Source organism: Microtetraspora malaysiensis (assembly GCF_001528665.1).
Classification (GTDB): Bacteria; Actinomycetota; Actinomycetes; order Streptosporangiales; family Streptosporangiaceae; genus Microtetraspora_A; species Microtetraspora_A malaysiensis.
Genome location: NZ_BBYJ01000010.1, coordinates 219261 through 240455, shown reverse-complemented (window position 1 = coordinate 240455; position 21195 = coordinate 219261). Strand labels below are relative to the sequence as shown.

At 71.8% G+C, this 21195-nt stretch carries 22 protein-coding genes; 14 read left to right on the top strand and 8 right to left on the bottom strand.

What is annotated here, in order from left to right; genetic code table 11:
- Positions 1-25: 25 nt before the first annotated feature.
- The 3 genes from AWQ71_RS14710 to AWQ71_RS41605 form a co-directional block, all read right to left on the bottom strand.
- A complete protein-coding gene (locus tag AWQ71_RS14710) occupies positions 26-1180 on the bottom strand; it encodes an acyl-CoA dehydrogenase family protein (protein ID WP_067132913.1) in 1155 nt (384 codons plus the stop codon).
- Entirely contained in the window at positions 1177-1809 is a 633-nt protein-coding gene (locus tag AWQ71_RS40170) for a flavin reductase family protein (RefSeq protein ID WP_084258886.1), read from the bottom strand. The genes AWQ71_RS14710 and AWQ71_RS40170 overlap by 4 nt, the downstream gene beginning before the upstream one ends.
- A 457-nt stretch (positions 1810-2266) precedes the next feature.
- Positions 2267-2458 carry a hypothetical protein gene (locus AWQ71_RS41605; RefSeq protein WP_157570350.1) on the bottom strand — a complete coding sequence of 64 codons (192 nt, stop codon included), beginning with the start codon at positions 2456-2458 and terminating at the stop codon, positions 2267-2269.
- Positions 2459-2636: 178 nt separating this feature from the next.
- Here AWQ71_RS41605 and AWQ71_RS14700 point away from each other — a divergent pair, with 178 nt between their 5' ends.
- The 3 genes from AWQ71_RS14700 to AWQ71_RS14690 all read left to right on the top strand — a co-directional run bounded on the left by AWQ71_RS14700 (position 2637) and on the right by AWQ71_RS14690 (position 4934).
- Positions 2637-3389 (top strand): GntR family transcriptional regulator, encoded by a 753-nt coding sequence (locus tag AWQ71_RS14700; RefSeq protein ID WP_067132910.1) that lies wholly within the window; start codon positions 2637-2639, stop codon positions 3387-3389.
- Between the two features lie 247 nt (positions 3390-3636).
- Positions 3637-4188 carry a GNAT family N-acetyltransferase gene (locus tag AWQ71_RS14695; protein ID WP_067132907.1) on the top strand — a complete coding sequence of 184 codons (552 nt, stop codon included), beginning with the start codon at positions 3637-3639 and terminating at the stop codon, positions 4186-4188.
- Between the two features lie 65 nt (positions 4189-4253).
- Positions 4254-4934, top strand: a complete 681-nt coding sequence (locus AWQ71_RS14690; RefSeq protein ID WP_067132904.1) for a copper homeostasis protein CutC — start codon at positions 4254-4256, stop codon at positions 4932-4934.
- Between the two features lie 34 nt (positions 4935-4968).
- On the opposite strand, the gene AWQ71_RS14685 is transcribed toward AWQ71_RS14690, so the two are convergent.
- The gene (locus AWQ71_RS14685; RefSeq protein ID WP_067132902.1) at positions 4969-6195 is read right to left on the bottom strand and encodes a DUF6986 family protein; all 1227 of its coding nucleotides are present in this window, start codon (positions 6193-6195) and stop codon (positions 4969-4971) included.
- A gap of 33 nt (positions 6196-6228) precedes the next feature.
- Complete coding sequence (locus tag AWQ71_RS14680; protein ID WP_067132900.1) at positions 6229-7563, bottom strand: FAD-dependent oxidoreductase; 1335 nt, start codon at positions 7561-7563, stop codon at positions 6229-6231.
- Between the two features lie 248 nt (positions 7564-7811).
- Between AWQ71_RS14680 and AWQ71_RS43010 the strand changes: the two genes are divergently transcribed.
- Positions 7812-8285, top strand: coding sequence for a hypothetical protein (locus AWQ71_RS43010; RefSeq protein ID WP_067132897.1), 474 nt, complete (start codon positions 7812-7814; stop codon positions 8283-8285).
- A 55-nt stretch (positions 8286-8340) separates the two neighbouring features.
- Here AWQ71_RS43010 and AWQ71_RS14670 read toward each other — a convergent pair whose 3' ends face one another.
- On the bottom strand, positions 8341-9321 hold the full coding sequence (locus AWQ71_RS14670) for an acyl-CoA dehydrogenase family protein (RefSeq protein ID WP_067132894.1): 981 nt from the start codon (positions 9319-9321) through the stop codon (positions 8341-8343).
- A 118-nt stretch (positions 9322-9439) separates the two neighbouring features.
- Between AWQ71_RS14670 and AWQ71_RS14665 the strand changes: the two genes are divergently transcribed.
- Together AWQ71_RS14665 and AWQ71_RS14660 are read left to right on the top strand one after the other, a co-directional pair.
- On the top strand, positions 9440-10096 hold the full coding sequence (locus AWQ71_RS14665) for a hypothetical protein (protein ID WP_157570349.1): 657 nt from the start codon (positions 9440-9442) through the stop codon (positions 10094-10096).
- A 142-nt stretch (positions 10097-10238) separates the two neighbouring features.
- The gene (locus tag AWQ71_RS14660) at positions 10239-11981 is read left to right on the top strand and encodes a proline--tRNA ligase (protein ID WP_157570348.1); all 1743 of its coding nucleotides are present in this window, start codon (positions 10239-10241) and stop codon (positions 11979-11981) included.
- Positions 11982-12027: 46 nt separating this feature from the next.
- Here the strand turns inward: AWQ71_RS14660 and AWQ71_RS14655 are convergent, their stop codons facing one another.
- Positions 12028-12495, bottom strand: a complete 468-nt coding sequence (locus AWQ71_RS14655; RefSeq protein WP_067132889.1) for a ferritin-like domain-containing protein — start codon at positions 12493-12495, stop codon at positions 12028-12030.
- Complete coding sequence (locus AWQ71_RS14650) at positions 12492-13007, bottom strand: hypothetical protein (RefSeq protein WP_084258885.1); 516 nt, start codon at positions 13005-13007, stop codon at positions 12492-12494. Before AWQ71_RS14650 ends, AWQ71_RS14655 begins: the two co-directional genes overlap by 4 nt.
- 125 nt (positions 13008-13132) lie before the next feature.
- On the opposite strand from AWQ71_RS14650, the gene rimP reads away from it, so the two are divergent.
- The 8 genes from rimP to truB all read left to right on the top strand — a co-directional run bounded on the left by rimP (position 13133) and on the right by truB (position 21159).
- Positions 13133-13633 (top strand): ribosome maturation factor RimP, encoded by a 501-nt coding sequence (rimP, locus tag AWQ71_RS14645; protein ID WP_067132886.1) that lies wholly within the window; start codon positions 13133-13135, stop codon positions 13631-13633.
- 11 nt (positions 13634-13644) lie between these two features.
- Positions 13645-14646, top strand: coding sequence for a transcription termination factor NusA (gene nusA / locus AWQ71_RS14640; protein WP_084258884.1), 1002 nt, complete (start codon positions 13645-13647; stop codon positions 14644-14646).
- The gene (locus tag AWQ71_RS14635) at positions 14630-14926 is read left to right on the top strand and encodes a YlxR family protein (RefSeq protein ID WP_067132880.1); all 297 of its coding nucleotides are present in this window, start codon (positions 14630-14632) and stop codon (positions 14924-14926) included. Before nusA ends, AWQ71_RS14635 begins: the two co-directional genes overlap by 17 nt.
- A 191-nt stretch (positions 14927-15117) precedes the next feature.
- Positions 15118-18225, top strand: coding sequence for a translation initiation factor IF-2 (gene infB, locus AWQ71_RS14630; RefSeq protein ID WP_067132877.1), 3108 nt, complete (start codon positions 15118-15120; stop codon positions 18223-18225).
- A gap of 69 nt (positions 18226-18294) precedes the next feature.
- Complete coding sequence (locus tag AWQ71_RS14625) at positions 18295-18594, top strand: DUF503 domain-containing protein (RefSeq protein WP_067132874.1); 300 nt, start codon at positions 18295-18297, stop codon at positions 18592-18594.
- A gap of 53 nt (positions 18595-18647) precedes the next feature.
- Entirely contained in the window at positions 18648-19133 is a 486-nt protein-coding gene (gene rbfA / locus AWQ71_RS14620; protein ID WP_067132871.1) for a 30S ribosome-binding factor RbfA, read from the top strand.
- Positions 19134-19163: 30 nt separating this feature from the next.
- A complete protein-coding gene (locus tag AWQ71_RS14615; protein WP_157570347.1) occupies positions 19164-20195 on the top strand; it encodes a DHH family phosphoesterase in 1032 nt (343 codons plus the stop codon).
- A 64-nt stretch (positions 20196-20259) separates the two neighbouring features.
- Positions 20260-21159 (top strand): tRNA pseudouridine(55) synthase TruB, encoded by a 900-nt coding sequence (gene truB / locus AWQ71_RS14610; RefSeq protein ID WP_067132865.1) that lies wholly within the window; start codon positions 20260-20262, stop codon positions 21157-21159.
- The last annotated feature ends 36 nt before the right edge of the window (positions 21160-21195 follow it).

Below are 21195 nucleotides of genomic sequence, written 5' to 3'. Positions count from 1 at the left end.
CCGGCCGTGGCGTTCGCTCGGACCTCTAGCCGCGGGGCAGGCCGAGCGTGCGCTCGGCGATGATGTTGCGCTGGATCTCGCTCGACCCGGCGTAGATGGTGTCGGCCCGGCTGAACAGGTACAGCCGCTGCAGATCGTTCAGGTCGTACGGCTCGCCGTCGGCGACCAGCCCGGCCCGTCCCTGGACGGCCTGTGCCAGCTCGCCCAGCCTGCGGTGCCACTCCGACCAGTAGAGCTTCGCGATCGACACCTCGGGGCCCGGCTCACCCGAGCTGAGGGAGGTCATCGTGCGCAGGGCGTTCAGGCGCATGATCTCCAGCTCCAGCCAGGACTGGGTGAGCCGGTCGCGCAGCACCGGGTCGTCCACCGCGCCGGACCCGCGGGCGGCCTCGATCACCGCGGCCAGCTCCCGGCGGAAGCCGATCTGCTGGCCGAGCGTGGACGCGCCGCGCTCGTACCCGAGCGTGGCCATCGCCACCCGCCACCCGTCGCCGGGCCCGCCCAGGATGTTCGCGGCCGCCGTACGGGCGCCGTCGAAGAAGACCTCGTTGAACTCGCCGGTGCCGGTCATCTGCGTGATCGGCCGGATCTCGACCCCCGGCTGGTCCATCGGGACCAGCAGGTACGACAGGCCCTTGTGCCGCTGTGAGCCCGGCTCGGTACGGCACACGACGAAGCACCAGTCGGCGACGTGGGCGAGGGAGGTCCACACCTTCTGCCCGGTGACGAGCCACTCGTCGCCGTCGAGGACGGCCTTCGTCTGCACGTTCGCGAGGTCGGAACCGGCGTCCGGCTCGGAGTAGCCCTGGCACCACAGCTCCTCGCCCCGCTGGATGGGCGGGAGGAACCGCTTCTTCTGCTCGGGCGTGCCGAAGTCGAGGATGGTCGGGCCGATCAGGCCCTCGCCGATGTGGCCGACCCGCGCCGGGGCGTTCGCCCGCGCGTACTCCTCGTAGAACACGACCTGATCGTCGAGCGACGCGTCGCGTCCGCCGTACTCGCCGGGCCAGCCGAGGCAGGTCCATTCGGCCGCGCCGAGGTGGCGCTCCCAGGCGACCCGCAGCTCGTGGCCCTCGTGCTCGCGGCCCGGCCCACCGAGGCCCCGCGCGTCGGCGAACTCACCGGTCAGGCTGGCCTCCAGCCACTCCCGGACCTCGTGTCGGAAGCTGTCTGATGTCATGCGTGGAACCGTCCGTAATCTCCGCGGAAGAAGACGAGCGGATCGCCGTCCTCGTGCTTGTCGAGGCCGTGGACGCGGGCCACCACGATGACGTGATCCCCGGCCGGGAGCTCGGTCTCGATCGTGCAGTCGAGCCAGGCGAGCGTGCCGTCGAAGACGGGACCGCCCGCGGGTGAGAGGGACCAGGACAGGCCGGCGAACTTGTCCCCGCCCTTGGCCGCGAGCCGGTCGCAGACGTGCCGCTGGGTTTCGGCGAGCACGTTCACGCACAGCCGCCCGGCCGCCTTCACCCGGGGCCAGCTCGTGCTGGTGTGGGCCACGCAGAACGCCACCAGCGGCGGGTCCAGGCTGACCGAGGTGAAGGAGTTGGCCGCGAGGCCGCACGGCTCGCCGGTCGCCTCGTCGATCGCGGTGACGGCGACGACTCCGGTGGCGAACCGGCCGAGGACGTTTCGGAAGTGCTTGCTGTCAGAGGGGAAGGCGTGCTGCCTGAGGCGGGCGTCCGGCCGGGCGCGGTGCCCGGCGGCCGAGGACGGGGCGTGCTCGCCGGCGGGATGGCGGTGACCGGGGCCGCGCGAGGAGGGACGTGCGGGGTCCGGCGTGAGCGGCCGGACCGCGTCGGTGCTCATCCTGGCGTTTCCTCCCTCGGTCCCGCCCTGCCCTGCGTTCACCTTAGCAAGCGCTTGGTTCGACGCGACAGCGATCCCCGCGACATCGCGGCGACTCGCTCTGACCTGGACGTACGGACGTGGCCCGGCCCTGAGGGGACCGTGCCGTTCGGACGTGGAGGTGGCCCGAGGCTCAGTCGGGGCGGCGCGCCCGTCGGCGAGCGCTCGTACGCGGCCGGGCCTCCGCTGAATTTCAAGCCGATTCCGGCCGGTGTCATTCCCGGTGTCCCTTATGAGGGTGTCGTCGGCCGCCGGTCAGCAGAGGAAGGGGCGGCTGGTTTCGGCCCGGAGGCGCGCCCGTGGGCGGGGGGCGAAGTGACGTGACGCGTCCTGGCGGGCGTGGGGAGCCCGCCAGGACACGTCACGCTCCGGGCGCGACGGTCACGACCTCGGCGAGGGTTGAGGTCGTGGCCGTCGTTCATCGCGCGGAGTCTCGCGGTGGCCGGTCGTCCTCGCCGGGACCGGCCGATCCCGTTCGATGGCGCATGGTCAGCAGTGCGGCGCCGGCGTCGTCCACCCGGCGCGTCGCGACGACTTCACCAACATTCCCGGCGAAGGCCCCGTACGCGTGCCAGGCGGCCAGTTCGGTACATACCGACGGCACCGACATCCCGCTTCCGTTGCTCTGGTAGGTGTGGGAAGCCCCTTGCGGCGCCCCCCGCTCCCATTCGATGGATTTGTACCAACGTTTGGATGATGCGCGGTCTGCCCGCTCAGGTCAAGTGGTTGTTTGCACAAAGACAGAGATCGTCTAAATTTGTTGGAACAAAAGGGTAGATTGAGGGAAAATGGCACGATCGTCGCTCTACCAGCAGGTGGCCGCCGAGCTACGGAAGGCCATCTACGCGGGGGCGCTCGGGCCAGGAGACCAGATCCCCACCGAGGCCGAGCTCATGGAGGCCCACCGAGTCAGCCGGAACACCGTGCGGCTGGCGCTCGGCGAGCTCGAGAATGAAGGCCTGATCCTCCGGATGCGCCGCCGTGGCACCTTCGTCCGCGAGCGCCGCCCGCTCCTCCTCCGTCCACAGCACGAGCTGCTGCCCCTGAGGACGGGTGAGCCCCGCAGCGACGCGTTCGTGCACGCCGTCACCTCCGAGGGTCGTGAGGCCGGGCAGGACATCGAGGTGGCCATCGTCGAGCCGCCGGAGGACGTGGCCACCCGGCTCGCCCTCGCCGACCGGGCCCTCGCCGTCGTGCGCCGCCGCCTCCGCTACGTGGACGGCCAGCCGTACAACACGAACGACTCCTACTTCCCGTACGTCATCGTCGCCGACTCGGAGATCGCCCGGCCCGGCGACATCAGGCGGGGCGGCAACCGGGTGCTCGAAGAGCTCGGGCACCCCCAGGTTCGCGTCGTCGACGACATCTCCGCCCGGATGCCCACCCCCGACGAGGCGTCCCGGCTCCAGATCGAGCCGGGCACCCCCGTCGTCGTCTACGTCCGGGTCGGATACGACCCCGAGGACGTTCCCGTACGCGTCGCGGTGTCGGTGCTTCCCGCCGACAAGCACCTCATCAGATACGAGCTGGAAGCCCGATGACGCGCCACGGATCCCCCGTCGCCTGACGGGGCGTTCCCCCATGTTCCTCCCCGCGGGCGACCGCGGGGCCCGCTCGCCGTCGCATCAGTCACGGCCTGCCCCCTCCATGAGCTGGAGAAGGCCGCCATCCGGCGGGCGAACGCCGCTGGAAGGCCGCTCCCCCTAGACGCCCGCCGAGGCGGCGCGGAGGCGCACACTCTCCATCGGTGACTTTCCGTGTTCATCGCACCACAGAAAGGAATCGACCATGCCGTCCCACATTCTCCTCCCCGGCAAGTTCACCCTCCGCGGGGCCGTCCCCGACGACCTGCCCTCCGTGCTGTCCCTGCTCGCCGACGCCGCGCGATGGCTCGCCTCCCAGGGCGTACGGCAGTGGCCGGCCGACGGCTTCCCCGCCTCCCGGATCGAACCGCTCATCGAGACCGGCACGATGTACGTCCTCGACGACGGCAGGGGCGCGGCCGCGACCGTAGCGCTCGACGGCCACGCCGACCCCGAGTTCTGGGGGCGCGACGACCGTCCCGACACCGCGCGCTACGTCCACAAACTCGCGGTGAGCCGCGCGTACGCCGGAAGGGGACTGGGCGAGGCGCTCCTCGACTGGGCCGGGCTGCGCGCGGCGGCCGACGGGAGGCGCTGGCTGCGGCTGGACTGTTCCAAGGACAACCTCCGGCTGCAGCGCTACTACGCCGAACTGGGGTTCCGGCACGTCCGGACCGTGGACCTGGCCCACCGGGCGTCGGGCGCGCTCTTCGAGCGCCCGGCGGGAGCCACCGTGACATCCGCTCGCACAAGGTAGCGATCTCCCGCTGAACGGGGCGCATGCCGTACAGCGTGTCAAACGGACCGGCTACTGTTCGGTACATGACCGCACCGCTGCTGGAAGTGATCGCGCTGGACGTGCGTGACGCCGTCGCCGCCGAGGAGGGTGGAGCCGACCGGCTGGAGGTCGTGTCCGACATGGCCTCCGGCGGGCTCACCCCCTCGGCGGACGTGGTCGCGGCCATCGCCGAGGTGTGCTCGCTGCCCCAGATGGTGATGCTCCGCGGCAACGCGGGCTTCACGGCCACCGCCGAGGAGCTCGACCGTCTTCGCGAGGAGGCCCGCGAGCTGGCCAAGGCGGGCGCGGGCGGCTTCGTCTTCGGATTCCTCACCGAGGAGGGCACGGTCGACCTGGAGGCGACCGAGGCGCTCATCCACGCGGTGGCGCCGCTCCCGTGGACCTTCCACCGCGCCGTCGACCACGCCGCCGACGTCCGTGCCGCCTGGCGTGCCGTACGGCTGCTGCCGAACCTGGCCACCGTCCTCTCGTCCGGCTCCCCGAAGGGGGTCGGTGAGGGGCTCCCGGTGCTGCGCGAGCGCACCGACGCCGGGGACGGCGAGATCATCTTGGCCGGAGGCGGACTCAAGGAGGAGCACGTCCCCGCGCTGCGCCGGTGGGGCGTACGCGCCTTCCACGTCGGCAGTCCGGCGCGCGAGTCGTGGGCGCACCCTGTGGATCCCTCCCGCGTACGTGCCTGGCGCCACATCCTGGACAGCGCTTGATCGAAGGGGCGATCCCCGAGCGACGGCCCGAAGGTCATCGCCTCAAGGGGAGCCCCAAGCCTGTCTCGCCCGAGGTGGGACGATCCAGCAGAGCGTGGTCGGCGCGCGCCAGGGCCGCCGCCATGGTCTTGATCGTGGAGGGCTCGTCCATGACGCCGCCGCCCGCCTCACGCCGCTGCTCCCAGGCCTCCACCCGCGCGCTGTACTCCTCGTAGTGCGCGAGATGGAACGCGTACACGGTCGCGTAGCGGCTGACGAGATGCGACGGGTGCATGTCCCAGCCCTGGTAGAAACCGTTCGACAGCGAGTGCGCCACCAACTGGGCGTGCCGGGCCCACAGGGCGTGGACGTCCTTCGCCGAGTTCGACGCGGGGAAGGCGGCCAGCGAGCCGTCGGCCAGTTCCACCCCGGTCCCCGCGAACGCGATCCGCATGATCTCCCTGGCGTGGTCGCACACGGGATGGTCGAGCCGCTGCTCGTGCGGCGGCAGCCCGCAGGCCGCGGTGTAGTCGAACACCCCGAAATGCGCGGCGGCCAGCCGTCCGCCGAGGGACGGCACCAGGTCGGGGGAGCGCAGCAGGAAGGCCACGGTCTGCGGGGCCTCGACCTGGATCTCGAACCGCAGGACGCACTCCGGCAGGCCCGCCGCGCCCTCCAGCGCCTCCAGGCAGCGTGCGAACTGCCGGAGATAGCCCTCCATCAGCACTTTCGGGAACGTGACCGTGAACCCCGGCGGCAGCTCGCCCACCCGCCTGAGCACCTCCGTGACGAAGCCGTCGAGCGTCCTGACACTGCGTACGGGGTCGCCGTCGGCGAACGACTTCACCCGCGGGCCCCACCGGCGCGGCAGCGTGCCCGCCCGCGCCATGGCCGCCACGGCCTCGGCGGCGCTCTCGACGTGCCGGTCCTCCTCGGCGTCGGGCCGTCGGCCGTACCCGTCCTCGAAGTCGATCCGCAGGTCCTCGACCGGCTCGATCCGCAGCTTCCTGCGGACCCGGTCGTGGACCGGCGCGGCCAGGTCCGGGTCGAGCCCGCACAGCGGCGGCAGCTCCCCGGGGGAGAAGAGATGCTCGTGGAGCAGTTCGGTGGCCGCGCGTCCCCATTCGTCGACCGTGGTCGCGGAGACCCGGTCGGCGGGGATATACACCGTGTGCACCGGCTGCCAGGCCGGTCCCGCCCCCGAGAACCGGGCCGACTGCTCGCGGTAGGTCTCCTCGAAGCCCCCGATGAGGCCGGCCGGTTCGGGCAGGGTCGTCTTCATCTTTCGATCCTCGCAAAGCGTGCGGGGGCGAGGTCAGGAGGAGGCGCCCGCAGTGTCCCGGGGAACGCGGCCGCAGGCGGCCAGCATGGCGGGGCGGCCGACCAGTTTGACCCGCTCGCCGCGGCCCAGCGTGCGGGCCAGCTCGGCCTCGGCCGTCTCGATCGCGAGCCAGTCGTCGTACGTCACCGGCGTGATCCCGCGCGCGCTCAGCAGGTCGTCCAGCTTGGCGTCCGCGGTGCCGGGGACGGCTTCCGCGAGCAGGGTGCGCGCGGTCTCGGCGGCGTCGGACTTGTTGGTGCCGATCACGCCGGTCGGGCCCCGCTTGAGCCATCCGGCGACGTACTGGCGGTCGGTCCCCGTCACCTTGCCCGCGACGTTGGGCACGGTCATGGTCCCGGTGTCGAACGGCACGCCGGGCAGCGCCACGCTCCGGTAGCCCACCGACCGCAGCACCATGTCCGCCGGGATGGTCTCGTACTCGCCGGTGCCGGTGACCCGGCCCTCCACCAGCCGTGTGCGCTCCAGCCGGAGGCCCTCGACCCGGGCGGCGCCGAGGATCTCGACCGGGCGCAGCCAGAAGCGCACGTCCAGCGCGCGCGGCCGGCCCGCCGGGACCCGCGTCGACCAGGACCGCAGCACCTCGACGTTCCCCCTGATCTGCCGGGAGAGCCCCTCGACGTCGGCGACCTCGACCTCGCTCGGGAGAGTGCGGACGTCGGCGTTGGTCACCTCGCCCAGCTCGCGCAGCTCCTTCAGGGTGAACTTGGCGTGCTCGGGCCCCCGGCGGCCGATCATGTGGATCCTGCGGACGCGGGAGGCGGCGAGCCGGTCGAGCACCTCCTCGGGCACGTCGGTGCCGCGCAACTCGTCGGCGGTCTTGGCGAGGATGCGGACGACGTCCACGGCGACGTTGCCGACGCCGATCACCGCGACCTCCTCGGCGTCGAGCGTGAACGCGTCGGCGGGGACGTCCGGGTGGCCGCAGTACCAGTTGACGAAGTCGGTGGCCGCCACGCTGCCGGGCAGATCCTCGCCCGGGATGCCGAGGTGCCGGTCCACCATCGCCCCCGTGCAGTAGACGACCGCGTCGTAGCAGGCCAGCAGGTCGTCGGCGGAGACGTCAGCGCCCAGCTCGAGGCCGCCGAGGAAGCGGATGCCGGGCGATTCGAGGACCCGTCGCAGGTAGCCCGCGATCGACTTGATGGACGTGTGGTCGGGGGCCACGCCGTACCGGACGAGTCCATAGGGGGTGGGCAGCCGCTCGAGCACGTCGATCTCGATAGGCTCGCCGGACTGCTTGGACAGGGCCTCGGCGGTGTAGATCCCGGCCGGTCCCGATCCCACGATTGCCACGCGCAACGTCACCATGGCCTCCAGGGCAGGTGTCCTTTACGTGATTCTTTACCACGAGGGCCCCGACGGGCCAGGTGGGCCGCGCCACCGGCGGAGGATGTCTTTCCCCGACTCGCCCCGCCGCACGGCACCGCTGTGCAGTACGGGGAAATGTCGCGAATGAGGGTTGCGTGGGGTTGCTGTGACGATCAAAGTTGATCCTCGTGGGCAAAAGGCGGAGAAACCCCGGGACGCACCAGCGGTCGGATGGCACGCTCCCAGACATGAGGGGATTCCGTAGGAGGCAGCCCGGCGCGCGTCCGGAGGACGGGCCGCTGCCGGAAGCACGGCGCTACGAGGCGCTCGGCCGGGTGCTCGCCGCTTTGTCCGGAGACGCGGAGATGCGTGACGCCTGCCGCGACCTGACCTGGTGGCAGGCGGCGGACGAGAGCTGGCACATCGAGTGGGGCGATGGCCCGTACGCCTCGGAGGTGGCCGACCTGGTCGTCGGGCGGCTCCGCGCGGCGGGACCGGACGCGGCCCTGGCCGCGTCGTCCGGCCCGGCCACGCGCACGGAGGCGAACATCGACGTCATGGGCGTCGGCCTCCTGCTGCGCGCGGTCGATCCACTCGGGCTGGAACGCCTGCGCACCACCCCGGGCCTGTGGCGGATGGCCGCGTCGATCAGCGCCGCCGACGGGGAGCCCGCGGGGCGCGGCGAGTCCCGCAGGCACTGGGAGGAACTGCTCGGCGGCTGACCGCCCCGTCCGGCTCCCACCGATCAGAACGCGATCGAGCGCCGTCAAAGCGTGATCAGAGGATGGACCGGGCCAGCCGCGCCCGGTGCGCCTGCGGCGGCCCGAAGAGCTGGGCGTCGGAGGTCGCGCGCTTGAAGTAGCGGTGCGCGTCGTGCTCCCAGGTGACGCCGATGCCGCCGTGGATCTGGATGCTCTCGCCGGCCGCCGAGAGGTAGGCCTCGGTGCAGTACGACCCCGCGATCGCGGCGTAGACGGCCAGTTCGCTGGCGGGAGCCGCGCAGGCCTGGTAGGCCGCCGAGCGGGCCGACTCCACCTGGAGCAGCACGTCGGCCAGCTTGTGCTTGATCGCCTGGAACGAGCCGATCGGGCGGCCGAACTGGTGCCGCTGCTTGGCGTACCCCACGGCCGACTCCAGGCAGCGGGCCGCGCCGCCGACCTGCTCGGCCGCGAGCGCCGCGACGCCCATGTCGCGCACCCGGTCGTGGGCGGCCGCGTCCCCGATCCGCCGGGCCGGGACGCCGTCGAAGGTCAGCTCGGCCAGTGGCCGGGTCTGGTCCATGGTGACGAGCGGCCGGCGCGCGGAGGGCGCCGCCTCGATCAGGGCGTCGCCGACGTAGGCGAGCACCACCGCGCCGTCCAGCGCGTACGGCGCGACGCCGCTCAGGAGTCCGCCCTCCACGGACAGTTCCGCCTCGCCGGGGAAGACGACGGTGGCGGTCACGGTCCCGTCGGCGATGCCGGGCAGTAGGCGCTCCTTGGCGTCGTCGTCTCCCGACTCGGTGATCGCGGTGACGGCCAGGACGGCGGTGGAGAGATAGGGGAGCGGCGACAGCGCCCGGCCGATCTCCTCGCAGACGACGGCCGCCTCGGCGAGTCCGCAGCCGGCGCCGCCGTACTCCTCGGGGACGGCCAGCCCGGCGACCCCGAGCTCTCCGGCGAAGCGGCGCCACGTGTTCTGGTCCGCCGCGCCGGGGTGGGCGTCGAGGAAGGATCGTACGGCGGCTCGCAGCTCGCGCAGTTCATCAGAAGAGGTCACGCGGGCAGGATAACAAGCGTTTGCTTGCCAATCATTGCCTTCCTGTGGGGTATTTTGTCCTGTTTTGAGGCATCTATATACTCGCTATTGCCACTTTCGTAGGATTTCGGGGGATCGAGTGGCTGTGGCCTTGGACAAGCTCCGGCGTCGGGTCGTAGGCGACCTGCCGGGTGACTTCGCGGATCTGGAGCGGTGGGAGAACCGCATCCAGCGCGACATGCTGCTCGGACTCGCCATGGGCGTGGTCGCCGGGGTGGTCGCCGCCGTCTGCGTCAGGTTCGCCCCCGCGCAGGCCTCGGCCGCCGCGGACCCCTACCTCGTGGTCGCCGTCGTGATCCTGTCCGGCCGCCTGTCGCTCGGGTTCGGCTGGGCGCTGGTCAACAGCACCCTCACCGCGTTCGGCGCGCTGATCTCGCGGATCGTCTGCGCGGCCGTCATCGGTGGGCAGTCCCCTCTCGACGGCGTGGCCGACTCCCTCAACCGCCTGCTGTTCCTCATGGTCCTGAGCGGTGTGCTCGCCTCCCTCACCCGGCTGCGGGACAGGTGGGGCGACGTCGCCGCCGGCGGCCTCGCCGTGCTCTTCCTGGCCGACGACGTGGACGGCTACCTGGACCTGCTGAACGGCGCGGCGCTGCCGGTGTGGCAGTGGGGCACGGCGCTCGCGCTCGGCCTGGCCTCCGCACTGTGCCTGCGCCCCACCCTGCCGTCCCGGCTGCGCGCCTCCGGGGTCGCGTTCGGGCTCGTCGTGATCTACGCGCTGACCGCCGTGTCCTAGCCACGTTCCGGGTTCGAACAGGGGTCGACAGTAGAGCTCACGGCGGAGCCTGGGGATAACGGCGGGCACTTCGCGGCCGGGAGTGGATAGCCTTAGCACATCGTCTCTTATGAGATCTCCCATCACCGAGCGAGGAGTAGCCGTGCTGCTGCGTATGTCGACCCTGTTCCTGCGCACCCTGCGTGAGGATCCGGCGGACGCGGAAGTGCCGAGCCACAAGCTGCTCGTCCGCGCCGGCTATGTCCGGCGGGTCGCGCCCGGCATCTATTCCTGGCTGCCGCTCGGCAAGATCGTCCTGGAGAACGTCGCCCGCGTGGTGCGCGAGGAGATGAACCGGATCGGCGGCCAGGAGGTGCTCTTCCCCGCGCTGCTGCCCCGCGACTACTACGAGGCGACCGGCCGCTGGACCGAGTACGGCGACACGCTCTTCCGCCTGAAGGACCGCAAGGGCGCCGACTACCTCCTGGGTCCCACCCACGAGGAGATGTTCACCGACATGGTGAAGGGCGAGTACTCCTCCTATAAGGACTATCCGGTCACCCTCTACCAGATCCAGACGAAGTACCGCGACGAGGCCCGGCCCAGGGCGGGCATCCTGCGCGGGCGCGAGTTCGTCATGAAGGACTCCTACTCCTTCGACCTCGACGACGACGGCCTCAAGCACTCGTATGAGCAGCACCGCGAGGCGTACATCCGCATCTTCGACCGGCTCGGCATCGACTACCGCATCTGCTTCGCCATGTCCGGCGCGATGGGCGGCTCGGCCTCCGAGGAGTTCCTCGCGCCCTGCCCCACCGGTGAGGACACCTTCGTCGCCTGCCACAACTGCGGATACGCCGCGAACGCCGAGGCGGTCACCACGCCCGCGCCGCCCGCCGTGACGGCCGAGCAGCCCGCCCTCCGCGTCCTCGACACGCCGGACACCCCGACCATCGAGTCGCTGGTCGAGTACGTCAACGAGCACCACGGGCTCGGGATCACCGCCGCGGACACCCTCAAGAACATCGTGGTCAAGGTCCGCACCCCCGGATCAGACAAGGTCGAGGTCGTCGTCGTCGGCGTGCCCGGCGACCGCGAGGTCGACTTCAAGCGCCTGGAGGCGGTCTTCACCCCCGGCGTCCCCGAGATCTTCGAGGCCGAGGACTTCGCCCGGCACCCCGGGCTCGTCCGCGGCTACATCGGCCCGCAGGTGCTCGCCTCGCTGGGCCTCACCTACCTCGTCGATCCGCGCGTCGTCGACGGCTCCGCCTGGATCACCGGCGCGAACGAGCCCGGCAAGCACGCCGCCCACGTCGTCGCCGGCCGCGACTTCCAGCCGGCCGGCACCATCGAGGCGGCGGAGATCCGGGCCGGTGACTCCTGCCCGCGCTGCGCGCACCCGCTGTCCATCGACCGCGGCATCGAGATCGGCCACATCTTCCAGCTCGGCCGCAAGTACGCCGACGCCGCCGGGCTCGACGCCCTCGGCCCCGACGGCAAGCCGATCCGCGTCACCATGGGCTCGTACGGCGTGGGCGTCTCGCGCGCCGTCGCCGTGCTGGTCGAGCAGCGGCACGACGCCCTCGGCGTGGCGTGGCCGCGCGAGATCGCGCCCGCCGACGTCCACGTCGTCGGCACCGGCAAGGAGAACCAGATCGAGGTGGCGACCCAGATCGCCGAGGAGCTCGAAGCGCGCGGCCTGCGCGTCCTGGTGGACGACCGCCCCGGCGTCTCGCCCGGCGTGAAGTTCAAGGACTCCGAGCTGCTCGGCATGCCCACCGTGCTGATCGTGGGCCGGGGGCTGGCTCAGGGCGTCGTGGAGCTGCGCGACCGCGCCACCGGCGCCAAGGAGGAGATCCCGCTCGCCGAGGCCGTGGAGCGCGTGTTCGCGGCCTGCCGGGCCTGACGTACCCGAGGCATCGCCCGGTCCGGCACGGCCGGACCGGGCACATTCATGGGGAGGCCGCGGGCACCGGCGTCGGCTCGGTCTTGACCGGCGGCGACCCGGTGGTCCGCTCCGCCGGCATCCCGGGGAACGCGGCCACCGCGGGCCGCCAGTCGTACGCGCGGGCGGCGCCCTCCTGCATCGCCTGGGCGGCGAGCCGGCGCAGCGAGGCGTCCCCATCGCCGGCGAGCTCCAGGTAGGCGGCGACGACCCGCTCCTCGATCAGCACCGCGAGCCGTACGGCGTCGTCCTTGTCCTTCACGTCGAACGGGAGCGGGTAGGCGGGGTTCGCCTCCGGCGGTGTGCCGCCCCGCCGCAGGATCAGCGTGCGCAGCCGGTCGCGGCGCGCCCGGTGGGCGTCGAACCCGGCCGTCGCCTTCGTGCGCAGCGCGCCGCCGGTCTTGCCGCCGATCACTCCGTAGGCGTACACGGCGGCGTGCTCGGCGGCGAGCGCCTTTTCGAGCGGGTCGATCATCGCAGCCTCCCGAGGGCGATCACGTGCACGGCCTCGCAGGCGCCGATGCTGGCGATGAGCTGGGACAGGGCAGGGGAGGCCCCCTCCGTCTGCCCGGGGCGCGCGGTCGCCGCGCGCCGTTCCGCGCGGCGCAGGTCGGCCAGCGAGACGGCGGACGCCGACGGTGACGGCGACCCGGACGGTGCCGCACCGGACGGAGCCGCGGACGCGGGGGCGGACGTGCCCGCGCCCTGCGGGAGCATGCCGCGCAACGCGGCCAGATGGGCCAGATGGCGTTGCTCGAACGGCCGCAGCTCGGCGGCCAGCTTCGTCAGGGAGAGCGCGGCCCCGTGGTACAGGGCGACGGTCTCCTCCTTGCCTGCGATCAGCGACCTGAGCAGCAGCGTCTCGGGATCAGGGGGCCCCGGCACGCGGGGTTTCGCGGCGGGGGACGACGAGCAGCCCGAGACGAGCACCCCGGCCACCGCGACACCCAGCAACGAGCGCCTCGTCAGCGTCGATCCTCCGTCCACGAGACAGCATCGTAAGGGGGGAGACGCCGTAGTCGGGGCCAGGCGTCGCGCTCTTTCCGCCCCGTGGTGTCGATAGGCTGTTGGCACATTCGGCGAGGTACGCCAATTGAATCAGGGAGGTCGGCATGGGCGAGGATGCTCGACGCGGCCGCCTTTTGGAGCTGCTCGGCCCGGTGGTCGCCGCCGAGGGGCTCGATCTGGAGGACGTGACGATCACTCCGGCGGGCAAGCGGCGGCTGGTCCGCGTGGTGGTGGATCGCGACGGCGGCATAAGCCTCGACGACGTGGCGGAGGTCAGCCAGGCCGTCTCCAAGGAGCTTGACGAGGCCGACGTGCTGGGCGGCAGCCCGTACGTGCTGGAGGTCACCTCGCCGGGAGTCGACCGGCCGCTCACCGAGCCGCGCCACTGGCGGCGGGCCCACGGCCGGTTGGTCAAGGCCGACCTGCGAGACGGCTCCTCCGTCGAGGGACGGGTGACCGGCGTCGACGAGTCCGGCGTGGAGCTGGACGGCACGCGCCGCATCGATCTTGCGGACCTGGCCAAGGGGCGGGTCCAGGTGGAGTTCAACCGGGCGGACGACGGCCACGGTGAAGATCTCGATGGCGACATCGAGGACGAGGGCTAAGGGGGAGCCTTGTGGACATTGACATGAGCGTCCTGCGCAGCCTGGAGCGGGAGAAGGACATCTCCTTCGACCTCGTCGTCAAGGCGATCGAGGACGCGCTTCTGATCGCCTACTTCCGTACCGAGGGCGCGGCGCAGAAGGCCAGGGCCGAGCTTGACCGCGCCACCGGTCACGTGACCATCTGGGCGGTCGAGCTGGGCGAGGGCGGTGAGGTGCTGAGGGAGTACGACGACACCCCCGGCAACTTCAGCCGCATCGCCGCGACCACGGCCAAGCAGGTGATCCTGCAGCAGCTGCGGGACGCGGAGGACGAGATCAACTTCGGGGAGTTCGCCAGCCGCGAGGGTGAGCTCGTCGCCGGGATCATCCAGCAGGGCAAGGACCCGCGGGTCGTCCTGGTCGACCTGGGGAAGATCGAGGCGATCCTGCCCCACAACGAGCAGGTCCCCGGCGAGGAGTACACCCACGGCGAGCGGATCCGCTGCTACGTGGTGCAGGTGAAGAAGGGGCCCAAGGGGCCGTCGGTGACGCTGTCGCGGACGCACCCCAACCTGGTGAAGAAGCTCTTCGCCCTTGAGGTGCCCGAGATCGCCGACGGCACGGTGGACATCGCCGCCATCGCCCGCGAGGCCGGCCACCGCACGAAGATCGCCGTACGCTCCCGCAAGGGCGGCGTGAACGCCAAGGGCGCCTGCATCGGCCCGATGGGTTCGCGTGTGCGCAACGTGATGACCGAGCTGCACGGCGAGAAGATCGACATCATCGACTGGTCGGAGGACCCGGCGGAGTTCGTGGGGAATGCCCTGTCGCCCGCGCGTGTTTCCCGTGTCGAGGTGGTCGACGCGGAGGCGCGCGTCGCCCGGGTGATCGTGCCCGACTACCAGCTCTCGCTGGCGATCGGCAAGGAGGGGCAGAACGCCCGCCTCGCCAACCGGCTCACCGGATGGCGCATCGACATCCGGCCGGACACCCAGGAGGCACCGGCCGATCCCGCTGATGCGTCGGCAAGGTAAGCTGGAGCATGGTGGCCAGGCGGCCCCGCTGAGAACTTGCGTGGGCTGCCGGGTTCGCACGGTCAAGTCCGAGCTGCTCCGCCTGGTCGTGGTCGAGGACGTCATCGTCCCCGACGTGCGAGGACGGCTTCCTGGGCGAGGTGCGTCACTGCATCCCGCGCCGAGCTGTCTGGAGCTCGCGATGCGTCGCCGGGCGTTCTCTCGTGCCTTCCGCACCGGGAGGACGCTCGATGTGACGCGTCTGAGTGACTACCTCGCGGGGCTTGACGCCCGGCGCTGACCGGGTGAATGGTTACCAATTGCCGATCTCACGGTAGGCATGGGGTCGGAACGAACTGTCATGTAAGGGACGCCGAGTTGATGGGCGGAGTCAGATTGCTATGAGCGCCTGATGAGCACGCGGCGATGAGTACGTCTAGGTAGCGACGGTCCGGCGGCCAGCCAGCCTCCCGGGCCGAGTTAGGGAGTGCAGTGGCGAAGGTCCGGGTTTACGAACTCGCCAAGGAGTTCGGAGTAGAGAGCAAGGTCGTGATGGCCAAGCTCACCGAGATGGGCGAGTTCGTGCGATCGGCGTCCTCAACGATTGAGGCACCGGTCGTCCGCAAGCTTACGGAGGCGTTCGGTAAGGGCGACTCCTCCAGGGGCGGCAAGCCGTCTCCCCGTCCGGCGCAGCCTCGGCCTGCGCCGAGGCCGGCCGAAGGCCAGGCCGCCGGCGCGGCGGCGCCTGTTTCCCAGTCTCCGGACGCCGGCGTCAGGCCGGTCCCCAAGCCGGGCCCGCGGCCCGCGCCCCGTCCGGTTCCCATGCCCCATCCGACGCAGCCCGCGCCCGAGGAGGTGCGGCCCGAGGCTGCGCGGCCCGAGGCGGCGCGGCCCGCGGTGCGTCCGCAGGTTCCGCGGCCCGAGGCTGCGCGGCCCGAGACCCCGCGTCCGGCCGCGTCCGGCCCCCGTCCGGGTGGCGGCGCGCCGAAGCCGGGCCCGCGCCCGGGTCCCGCGTCGCGTCCGGCCGCTCCGGGTGCGCCGACGCCGTCCGGTCAGGCTCCGCGTCCGGGTGCGCCCAAGCCGGGCCCGCGCGGTCCGCGTCCGGGCAACAACCCGTTCTCGTCCACCGCGAGCGGCATGGGTCAGCGGCCTCCGCGTCCCGGCGCCCGCGACGGTGGCGAGCGCGGCGACCGCGGCGACCGCGGCGACCGTGGTCCTCGCGAGCCGCGGCGTGACGGCGCCCGCGACGGCGCGATGCCGCGTCCGCCGTCGGCGCGCCCGGGTGCTCCCGGCGCCGGCGGTCCGCGTCCCGGTCCGGGAGCGGGCGGTCCCCGTCCTGGCCCTGGTGCCGGCGGTCCCCGTCCGGGGCCTGGCGCCGGTGGTCCGCGTCCCGGTGGTCCGCGTCCGAACCCGATGATGATGCCGCAGGGCCGCCCGGCCGCTCCGGGTGGCGGTGCCGGTCGTCCCGGCGGTGGCGGCGGTGGCCGTCCCGGCGGTGGCGGCGGTGGCCGTCCCGGTGGCGGTGGCGGTGCCGGTCGTCCCGGTGGTGGCGGCGGCTTCGGCGGTGCCCGTACGGGCACCGGCGGTCGTCCCGGTGCGGGCGGTGGCCCGGGTGGTGGCGGCGGCGGTTTCGTCGGTCGTCCCGGTGGCGGCGGCCGCGGCCGCGGTGGCGGTACGGCGGGCGCCTTCGGTCGTCCCGGCGGGCGTCCGACCCGTGGTCGCAAGTCGAAGCGGCAGAGGCGCCAGGAGTTCGACAACATGTCGGCTCCGTCGATCGGCGGCGTCCAGGCTCCGCGTGGCGGCGGGCAGACGATCCGTCTGCCGCGTGGCGCGTCCCTGTCCGACTTCGCCGACCGGATCGGCGCGAACCCCGCGTCGCTGGTGCAGATCATGCTGCACCTCGGCGAGATGGTGACCGCGACCCAGTCGGTCAACGAGGAGACGCTGCAGCTTCTCGGCGCTGAGCTCGACTACATCATCCAGGTCGTCAGCCCGGAGGAGGAGGACCGCGAGCTTCTCGAGTCCTTCAAGATCGAGTTCGGTGAGGACGAGGGTGACGAGGCCGACCTCGCGCCGCGTCCGCCGGTCGTGACCGTCATGGGCCACGTCGACCACGGTAAGACGAAGACCCTCGACGCGATCCGGCACACCAACGTGGTCGCGCGCGAGGCGGGTGGCATCACCCAGCACATCGGTGCGTACCAGGTGGCCACCGAGCACGAGGGTGAGACCCGCAAGATCACCTTCATCGACACCCCCGGTCACGAGGCGTTCACCGCCATGCGTGCCCGTGGTGCCCAGGCCACCGACATCGCGGTGCTCGTCGTCGCCGCAGACGACGGCGTGAAGCCGCAGACGATCGAGGCGCTGAACCACGCGCAGGCGGCGGACGTGCCGATCGTGGTCGCGGTCAACAAGGTCGACAAGGAGGGTGCGGACCCGACCAAGGTCCGGGCCCAGCTCACCGAGTACGGCCTGGTGGCCGAGGAGTTCGGCGGCTCCACGCTGTTCGTGGACATCTCCGCCAAGCAGGGCCTCGGCATCGACAAGCTGCTCGAGGCGATCCTGCTGACCGCCGACGCCGAGCTCGACCTGCGGGCGAACCCGGACATGGACGCCCAGGGCCTGGCCATCGAGGCGCATCTCGACAAGGGCCGCGGTCCGGTGGCGACCGTGCTGGTGCAGCGCGGCACGCTCCGGGTGGGCGACTCCATCGTCTGTGGCGAGGCCTTCGGCCGCGTCCGGGCGATGCTGGACGACAACGGCGAGACGGTCGAAGAGGCCGACCCGTCGCGTCCGGTCCTGGTGCTCGGTCTGACCGCTGTCCCGCGCGCGGGCGACAACTTCATCGTCGTCACCGACGACCGGATGGCGCGGCAGATCGCCCAGCAGCGGGCGGCCCGTCAGCGCATCGCCGACATGGCGAAGTCCGGCCGCCGGCGCACTCTCGAGGAGCTGTTCAAGGACCTCGAGAAGGGTCAGGTCGACGAGCTCAAGCTCATCATCAAGGGTGACGTCTCCGGTTCGGTGGAAGCCCTCGAGGACGCGCTACTCAAGATCGACGTCGGCGAAGAGGTCAACCTCCGGGTTCTGCACCGCGCCGTCGGTGCGATCACGGAGTACGACGTCAACCTGGCGGTGGCCGACGACAACGCCGTCATCATCGGCTTCAACGTGCGTCCGGAGGTCCGGGCGCGCGACCTGGCCGAGCGCGAGGGCGTCGACATCCGGTACTACTCGGTCATCTACCAGGCGATCGAGGAGATCGAGGCGGCCCTCAAGGGCATGCTCAAGCCGGAGTTCGAAGAGGTCAGGACGGGTACCGCCGAGGTCCGCGAGGTCTTCAAGGTGCCGAAGATCGGCAACATCGCCGGTGCTCTGGTCCGCTCGGGCACGATCACCCGCAACAGCAAGGCACGGATCATCCGCGACGGTGTCGTGGTGGCCGACAATCTCACCGTCTCGTCGCTGCGTCGCTTCAAGGACGACGCGACCGAGGTCCGCGAGGGCTTCGAGTGCGGTATCGGTGTCGGCTACAACGACATCAAGATCGACGACGTCATCGAGACGTTCGAGATGCAGGAGAAGCCGCGCGTGTGACGTGTGACGCCGCCGCCCCCGCCTGGTGCGGGGGCGGCGGCGTGACCGTCGTTCTGCGGTGAGAAATCGATGTACATCGGTGCTCTGACGTTGGACATCCTGCTCGGCGACGTGCGGTCGCTGAAGCAGAAGCGTTCCGTGATCCGCCCCCTCGTCGCCGAGGTGCAACGGCGGTTTCCCGGGGTGGCCGTGGCCGAGACCGGCCATCTCGACCTGCATCGCCGTGCCGAGATCGGTGTGGCCGTGGTGTCGGCCTCCGCGGCCAACTGCGGTGAGGTACTCGACGCCTGCGAGCGTCTCGTCGCCTTCCGCCCCGAGATCGAGCTGCTGTCCGCGCGACAGCGGCTTTTCAACGACGACGAAGAATAGACGGCCGTGCCCCGAGCGCGGCCGTGCCAGAACCGAGAAGGGGGAGCGCGGCCATGGACGCAGCGCGCGCCAGGAAGTTGGCCGACCGCATTCAGCAGGTGGTCGCCGAGATGCTGGAGCGACGGATCAAGGATCCGCGCCTCGGCTTCGTGACGGTGACCGACGCCCGGATCACCGCCGACCTCGGTGACGCCACGGTCTTCTACACCGTTTTCGGATCCGAGGTGGACCGGGCCGGCACGGCCGCCGCCCTGGAGAGCGCCAAGGGGATCATCCGCTCCGAGGTGGGCCGGCAGACCGGCCTGCGGCACACCCCCACGCTCACGTTCGTGCACGACCCGTTGCCTGACAGCGCCCGGCACATGGACGACCTGTTCGCCGTGGCCAGGGCCAAGGACGCCGAGATCGCCAAGCGGGCCGAGGGCGCGAACTACGCCGGCGAGGCCGACCCGTACCGCCTTGAGGAGGCCTACGACGGCGAGGCGGGCGACGACGAGAGTGACGACGAGTCCGAGCGCCCCGGCCACCGGGCGATCTGAGCGGACGCGGCGCGGAAGGTGGCACCGGACGTGACACGGGACGCGGGCGGTCGGGTCGAGCCCGCGGCGGGCGGCATCCCGGCGCCCGACGAGCGGGACTGGGCGCGCGCGGTCGAGTTGATCGCCGCCGCGGACCGGATCGCGCTGGCCTGTCACGTGTCGCCGGACGGTGACGCCCTCGGCTCCATGCTCGGCTTCGGCCTCGCCCTCCGCGGCGCGGGGAAGGAGGTGGTCGCGTCCTTCGGCGACCGCCGCTTCACCGTGCCGCGGCTGCTGCGTTTCCTGCCGGGGCAGGACCTGCTGGTCGATCCCTTGGACTATCCGACCGGGCCGCCGCTGATGATGACCTTCGACGCCTCCACCGTGGAGCGGCTGGGCCTGCTCACCCCGCACGCGGGCCAGGCCGGGGAACTGGTCGTGGTCGACCACCACGCGTCGAACACCGGGTTCGGCACGCTGAACCTGGTCGACTCCACCGTCGCCGCCACGTCCGTCCTGGTCGAGGAGCTTGTCCGGCGCCTGGGATTGGCCGTGGATATCGACGTCGCGACCTGCCTCTACACGGCGCTGGTGACCGACACGGGCTCGTTCAAGTACTCCACCACGCCGGAGGTCCACGCGCTGGCCGCGCGGCTGATCGCGACCGGGCTGCGTCCCGACGAGATCGCGCGGGAGCTGTGGGACGGCGCGCCCTTCGGCTATCTCACCGTCCTCGGCGCCGCGATCGGCCGGGTCACGCTCGAACCCGCCGCCGCCGGCGGGCACGGCCTGGTCTGGACGTACGTGACGCGGGCGGAGCGCGCCGCGGCGGCCCTGCCGTACGACGAGGTGGAGGGCGTGATCGACGTCGTCCGCCGGGTCGAGGAGGCGGACGTCGCGGTGGTGCTCAAGGAGGACGACACGGGCACGTGGAACGTCTCCACCCGGTCCAAGGGGGCCGTGGACGTGGGACGCGCCTGCTCGGCCCTGGGCGGAGGCGGTCATCCGCGCGCCGCGGGTTTCTCCTCCCGCGAGTCGCCGCCTGACATCATGGCGGCCCTGCGCCCCCTGCTCTCGTCCTGACCGGGCGTCCCATCCACCTCTCCCGACCATCCCTGCTCGACCATCCCTGCGGAGGACCAGCGTCATGCGCACGGCCAAGGCCAGGCGAACCCCGCCCCCGAGCGGCCTCATCATCGTGGACAAGCCCGCGGAGTGGACCTCCCACGACGTGGTCGGCAAGATGCGCGGCGTCGCCGGCACCCGCAAGGTCGGCCACGCGGGGACGCTCGACCCGATGGCCACCGGCGTTCTGGTGGTCGGCGTCGAGAAGGCGACCCGGCTTCTCGGCCACCTCGCGCTGACCGAGAAGGTGTACGAGGCCACGATCCGGCTCGGCGTGAGCACCAACACCGACGACGCCGAGGGCGAGGTCGTGGCGACCGTGCCGGCCGGGCACGTGACCGACGAGGACGTCCGCAAGGGCGTCGCGGCGCTGACCGGCGAGATCAGCCAGGTTCCGCCCCAGGTGAGCGCGATCAAGGTGAACGGCGAGCGCGCGTACAAGCGGGCCCGCGCCGGCGAGGAGGTCGAGCTGGCCGCCCGCCCCGTCACCGTGTACGGCTTCGAGGTGACCGCGATCCGCCACGAGGGCGACGTGGTGGACGTGGACGCGATTGTCACCTGCTCAAGCGGCACCTACATCCGCGCGCTGGCCCGCGACCTCGGGAACGGGTTCGGCGTCGGCGGGCACCTCACCCGGCTGCGCCGTACCCGTGTCGGGCCGTACACGATCGAGTCGGCGCGCACGATCGAGCAGCTCGTGGAGGAGTGCGTGATTCTCCCCATGGCGGACGCGGTGGCGGCGGCATTCCCACGCAGGGACGTGACCGAGGAGGAGGCGCGCCTGGTCGCGCACGGCGGCCGGCTGCCCGCCGCGGGGCTCGGCTCCGGTCCCATCGGCGTCTTCGCCCCCGACGGCACGCTGCTCGCGCTCGTCGAGGAGCGGGGGCGTACGGCCCGGCCGCTCGCGGTGTTCGTCCCGTGAGAAGAGGATCGGCGGGGGTTGGTTCCCGGTCAGGTG

Coding starts and splice junctions, on each gene's coding strand:
- AWQ71_RS14710 (WP_067132913.1), bottom strand. CDS start 1,180: ATGACATCAGACAGCTTCCGACACGAGGTCCGGGAGTGGCTGGAGGCC.
- AWQ71_RS40170 (WP_084258886.1), bottom strand. CDS start 1,809: ATGAGCACCGACGCGGTCCGGCCGCTCACGCCGGACCCCGCACGTCCC.
- AWQ71_RS41605 (WP_157570350.1), bottom strand. CDS start 2,458: ATGTCGGTGCCGTCGGTATGTACCGAACTGGCCGCCTGGCACGCGTAC.
- AWQ71_RS14700 (WP_067132910.1), top strand. CDS start 2,637: ATGGCACGATCGTCGCTCTACCAGCAGGTGGCCGCCGAGCTACGGAAG.
- AWQ71_RS14695 (WP_067132907.1), top strand. CDS start 3,637: ATGCCGTCCCACATTCTCCTCCCCGGCAAGTTCACCCTCCGCGGGGCC.
- AWQ71_RS14690 (WP_067132904.1), top strand. CDS start 4,254: ATGACCGCACCGCTGCTGGAAGTGATCGCGCTGGACGTGCGTGACGCC.
- AWQ71_RS14685 (WP_067132902.1), bottom strand. CDS start 6,195: ATGAAGACGACCCTGCCCGAACCGGCCGGCCTCATCGGGGGCTTCGAG.
- AWQ71_RS14680 (WP_067132900.1), bottom strand. CDS start 7,563: ATGGTGACGTTGCGCGTGGCAATCGTGGGATCGGGACCGGCCGGGATC.
- AWQ71_RS43010 (WP_067132897.1), top strand. CDS start 7,812: ATGAGGGGATTCCGTAGGAGGCAGCCCGGCGCGCGTCCGGAGGACGGG.
- AWQ71_RS14655 (WP_067132889.1), bottom strand. CDS start 12,495: ATGATCGACCCGCTCGAAAAGGCGCTCGCCGCCGAGCACGCCGCCGTG.
- rimP (WP_067132886.1), top strand. CDS start 13,133: ATGGGCGAGGATGCTCGACGCGGCCGCCTTTTGGAGCTGCTCGGCCCG.
- AWQ71_RS14635 (WP_067132880.1), top strand. CDS start 14,630: ATGCGTCGGCAAGGTAAGCTGGAGCATGGTGGCCAGGCGGCCCCGCTG.
- AWQ71_RS14625 (WP_067132874.1), top strand. CDS start 18,295: ATGTACATCGGTGCTCTGACGTTGGACATCCTGCTCGGCGACGTGCGG.
- rbfA (WP_067132871.1), top strand. CDS start 18,648: ATGGACGCAGCGCGCGCCAGGAAGTTGGCCGACCGCATTCAGCAGGTG.
- truB (WP_067132865.1), top strand. CDS start 20,260: ATGCGCACGGCCAAGGCCAGGCGAACCCCGCCCCCGAGCGGCCTCATC.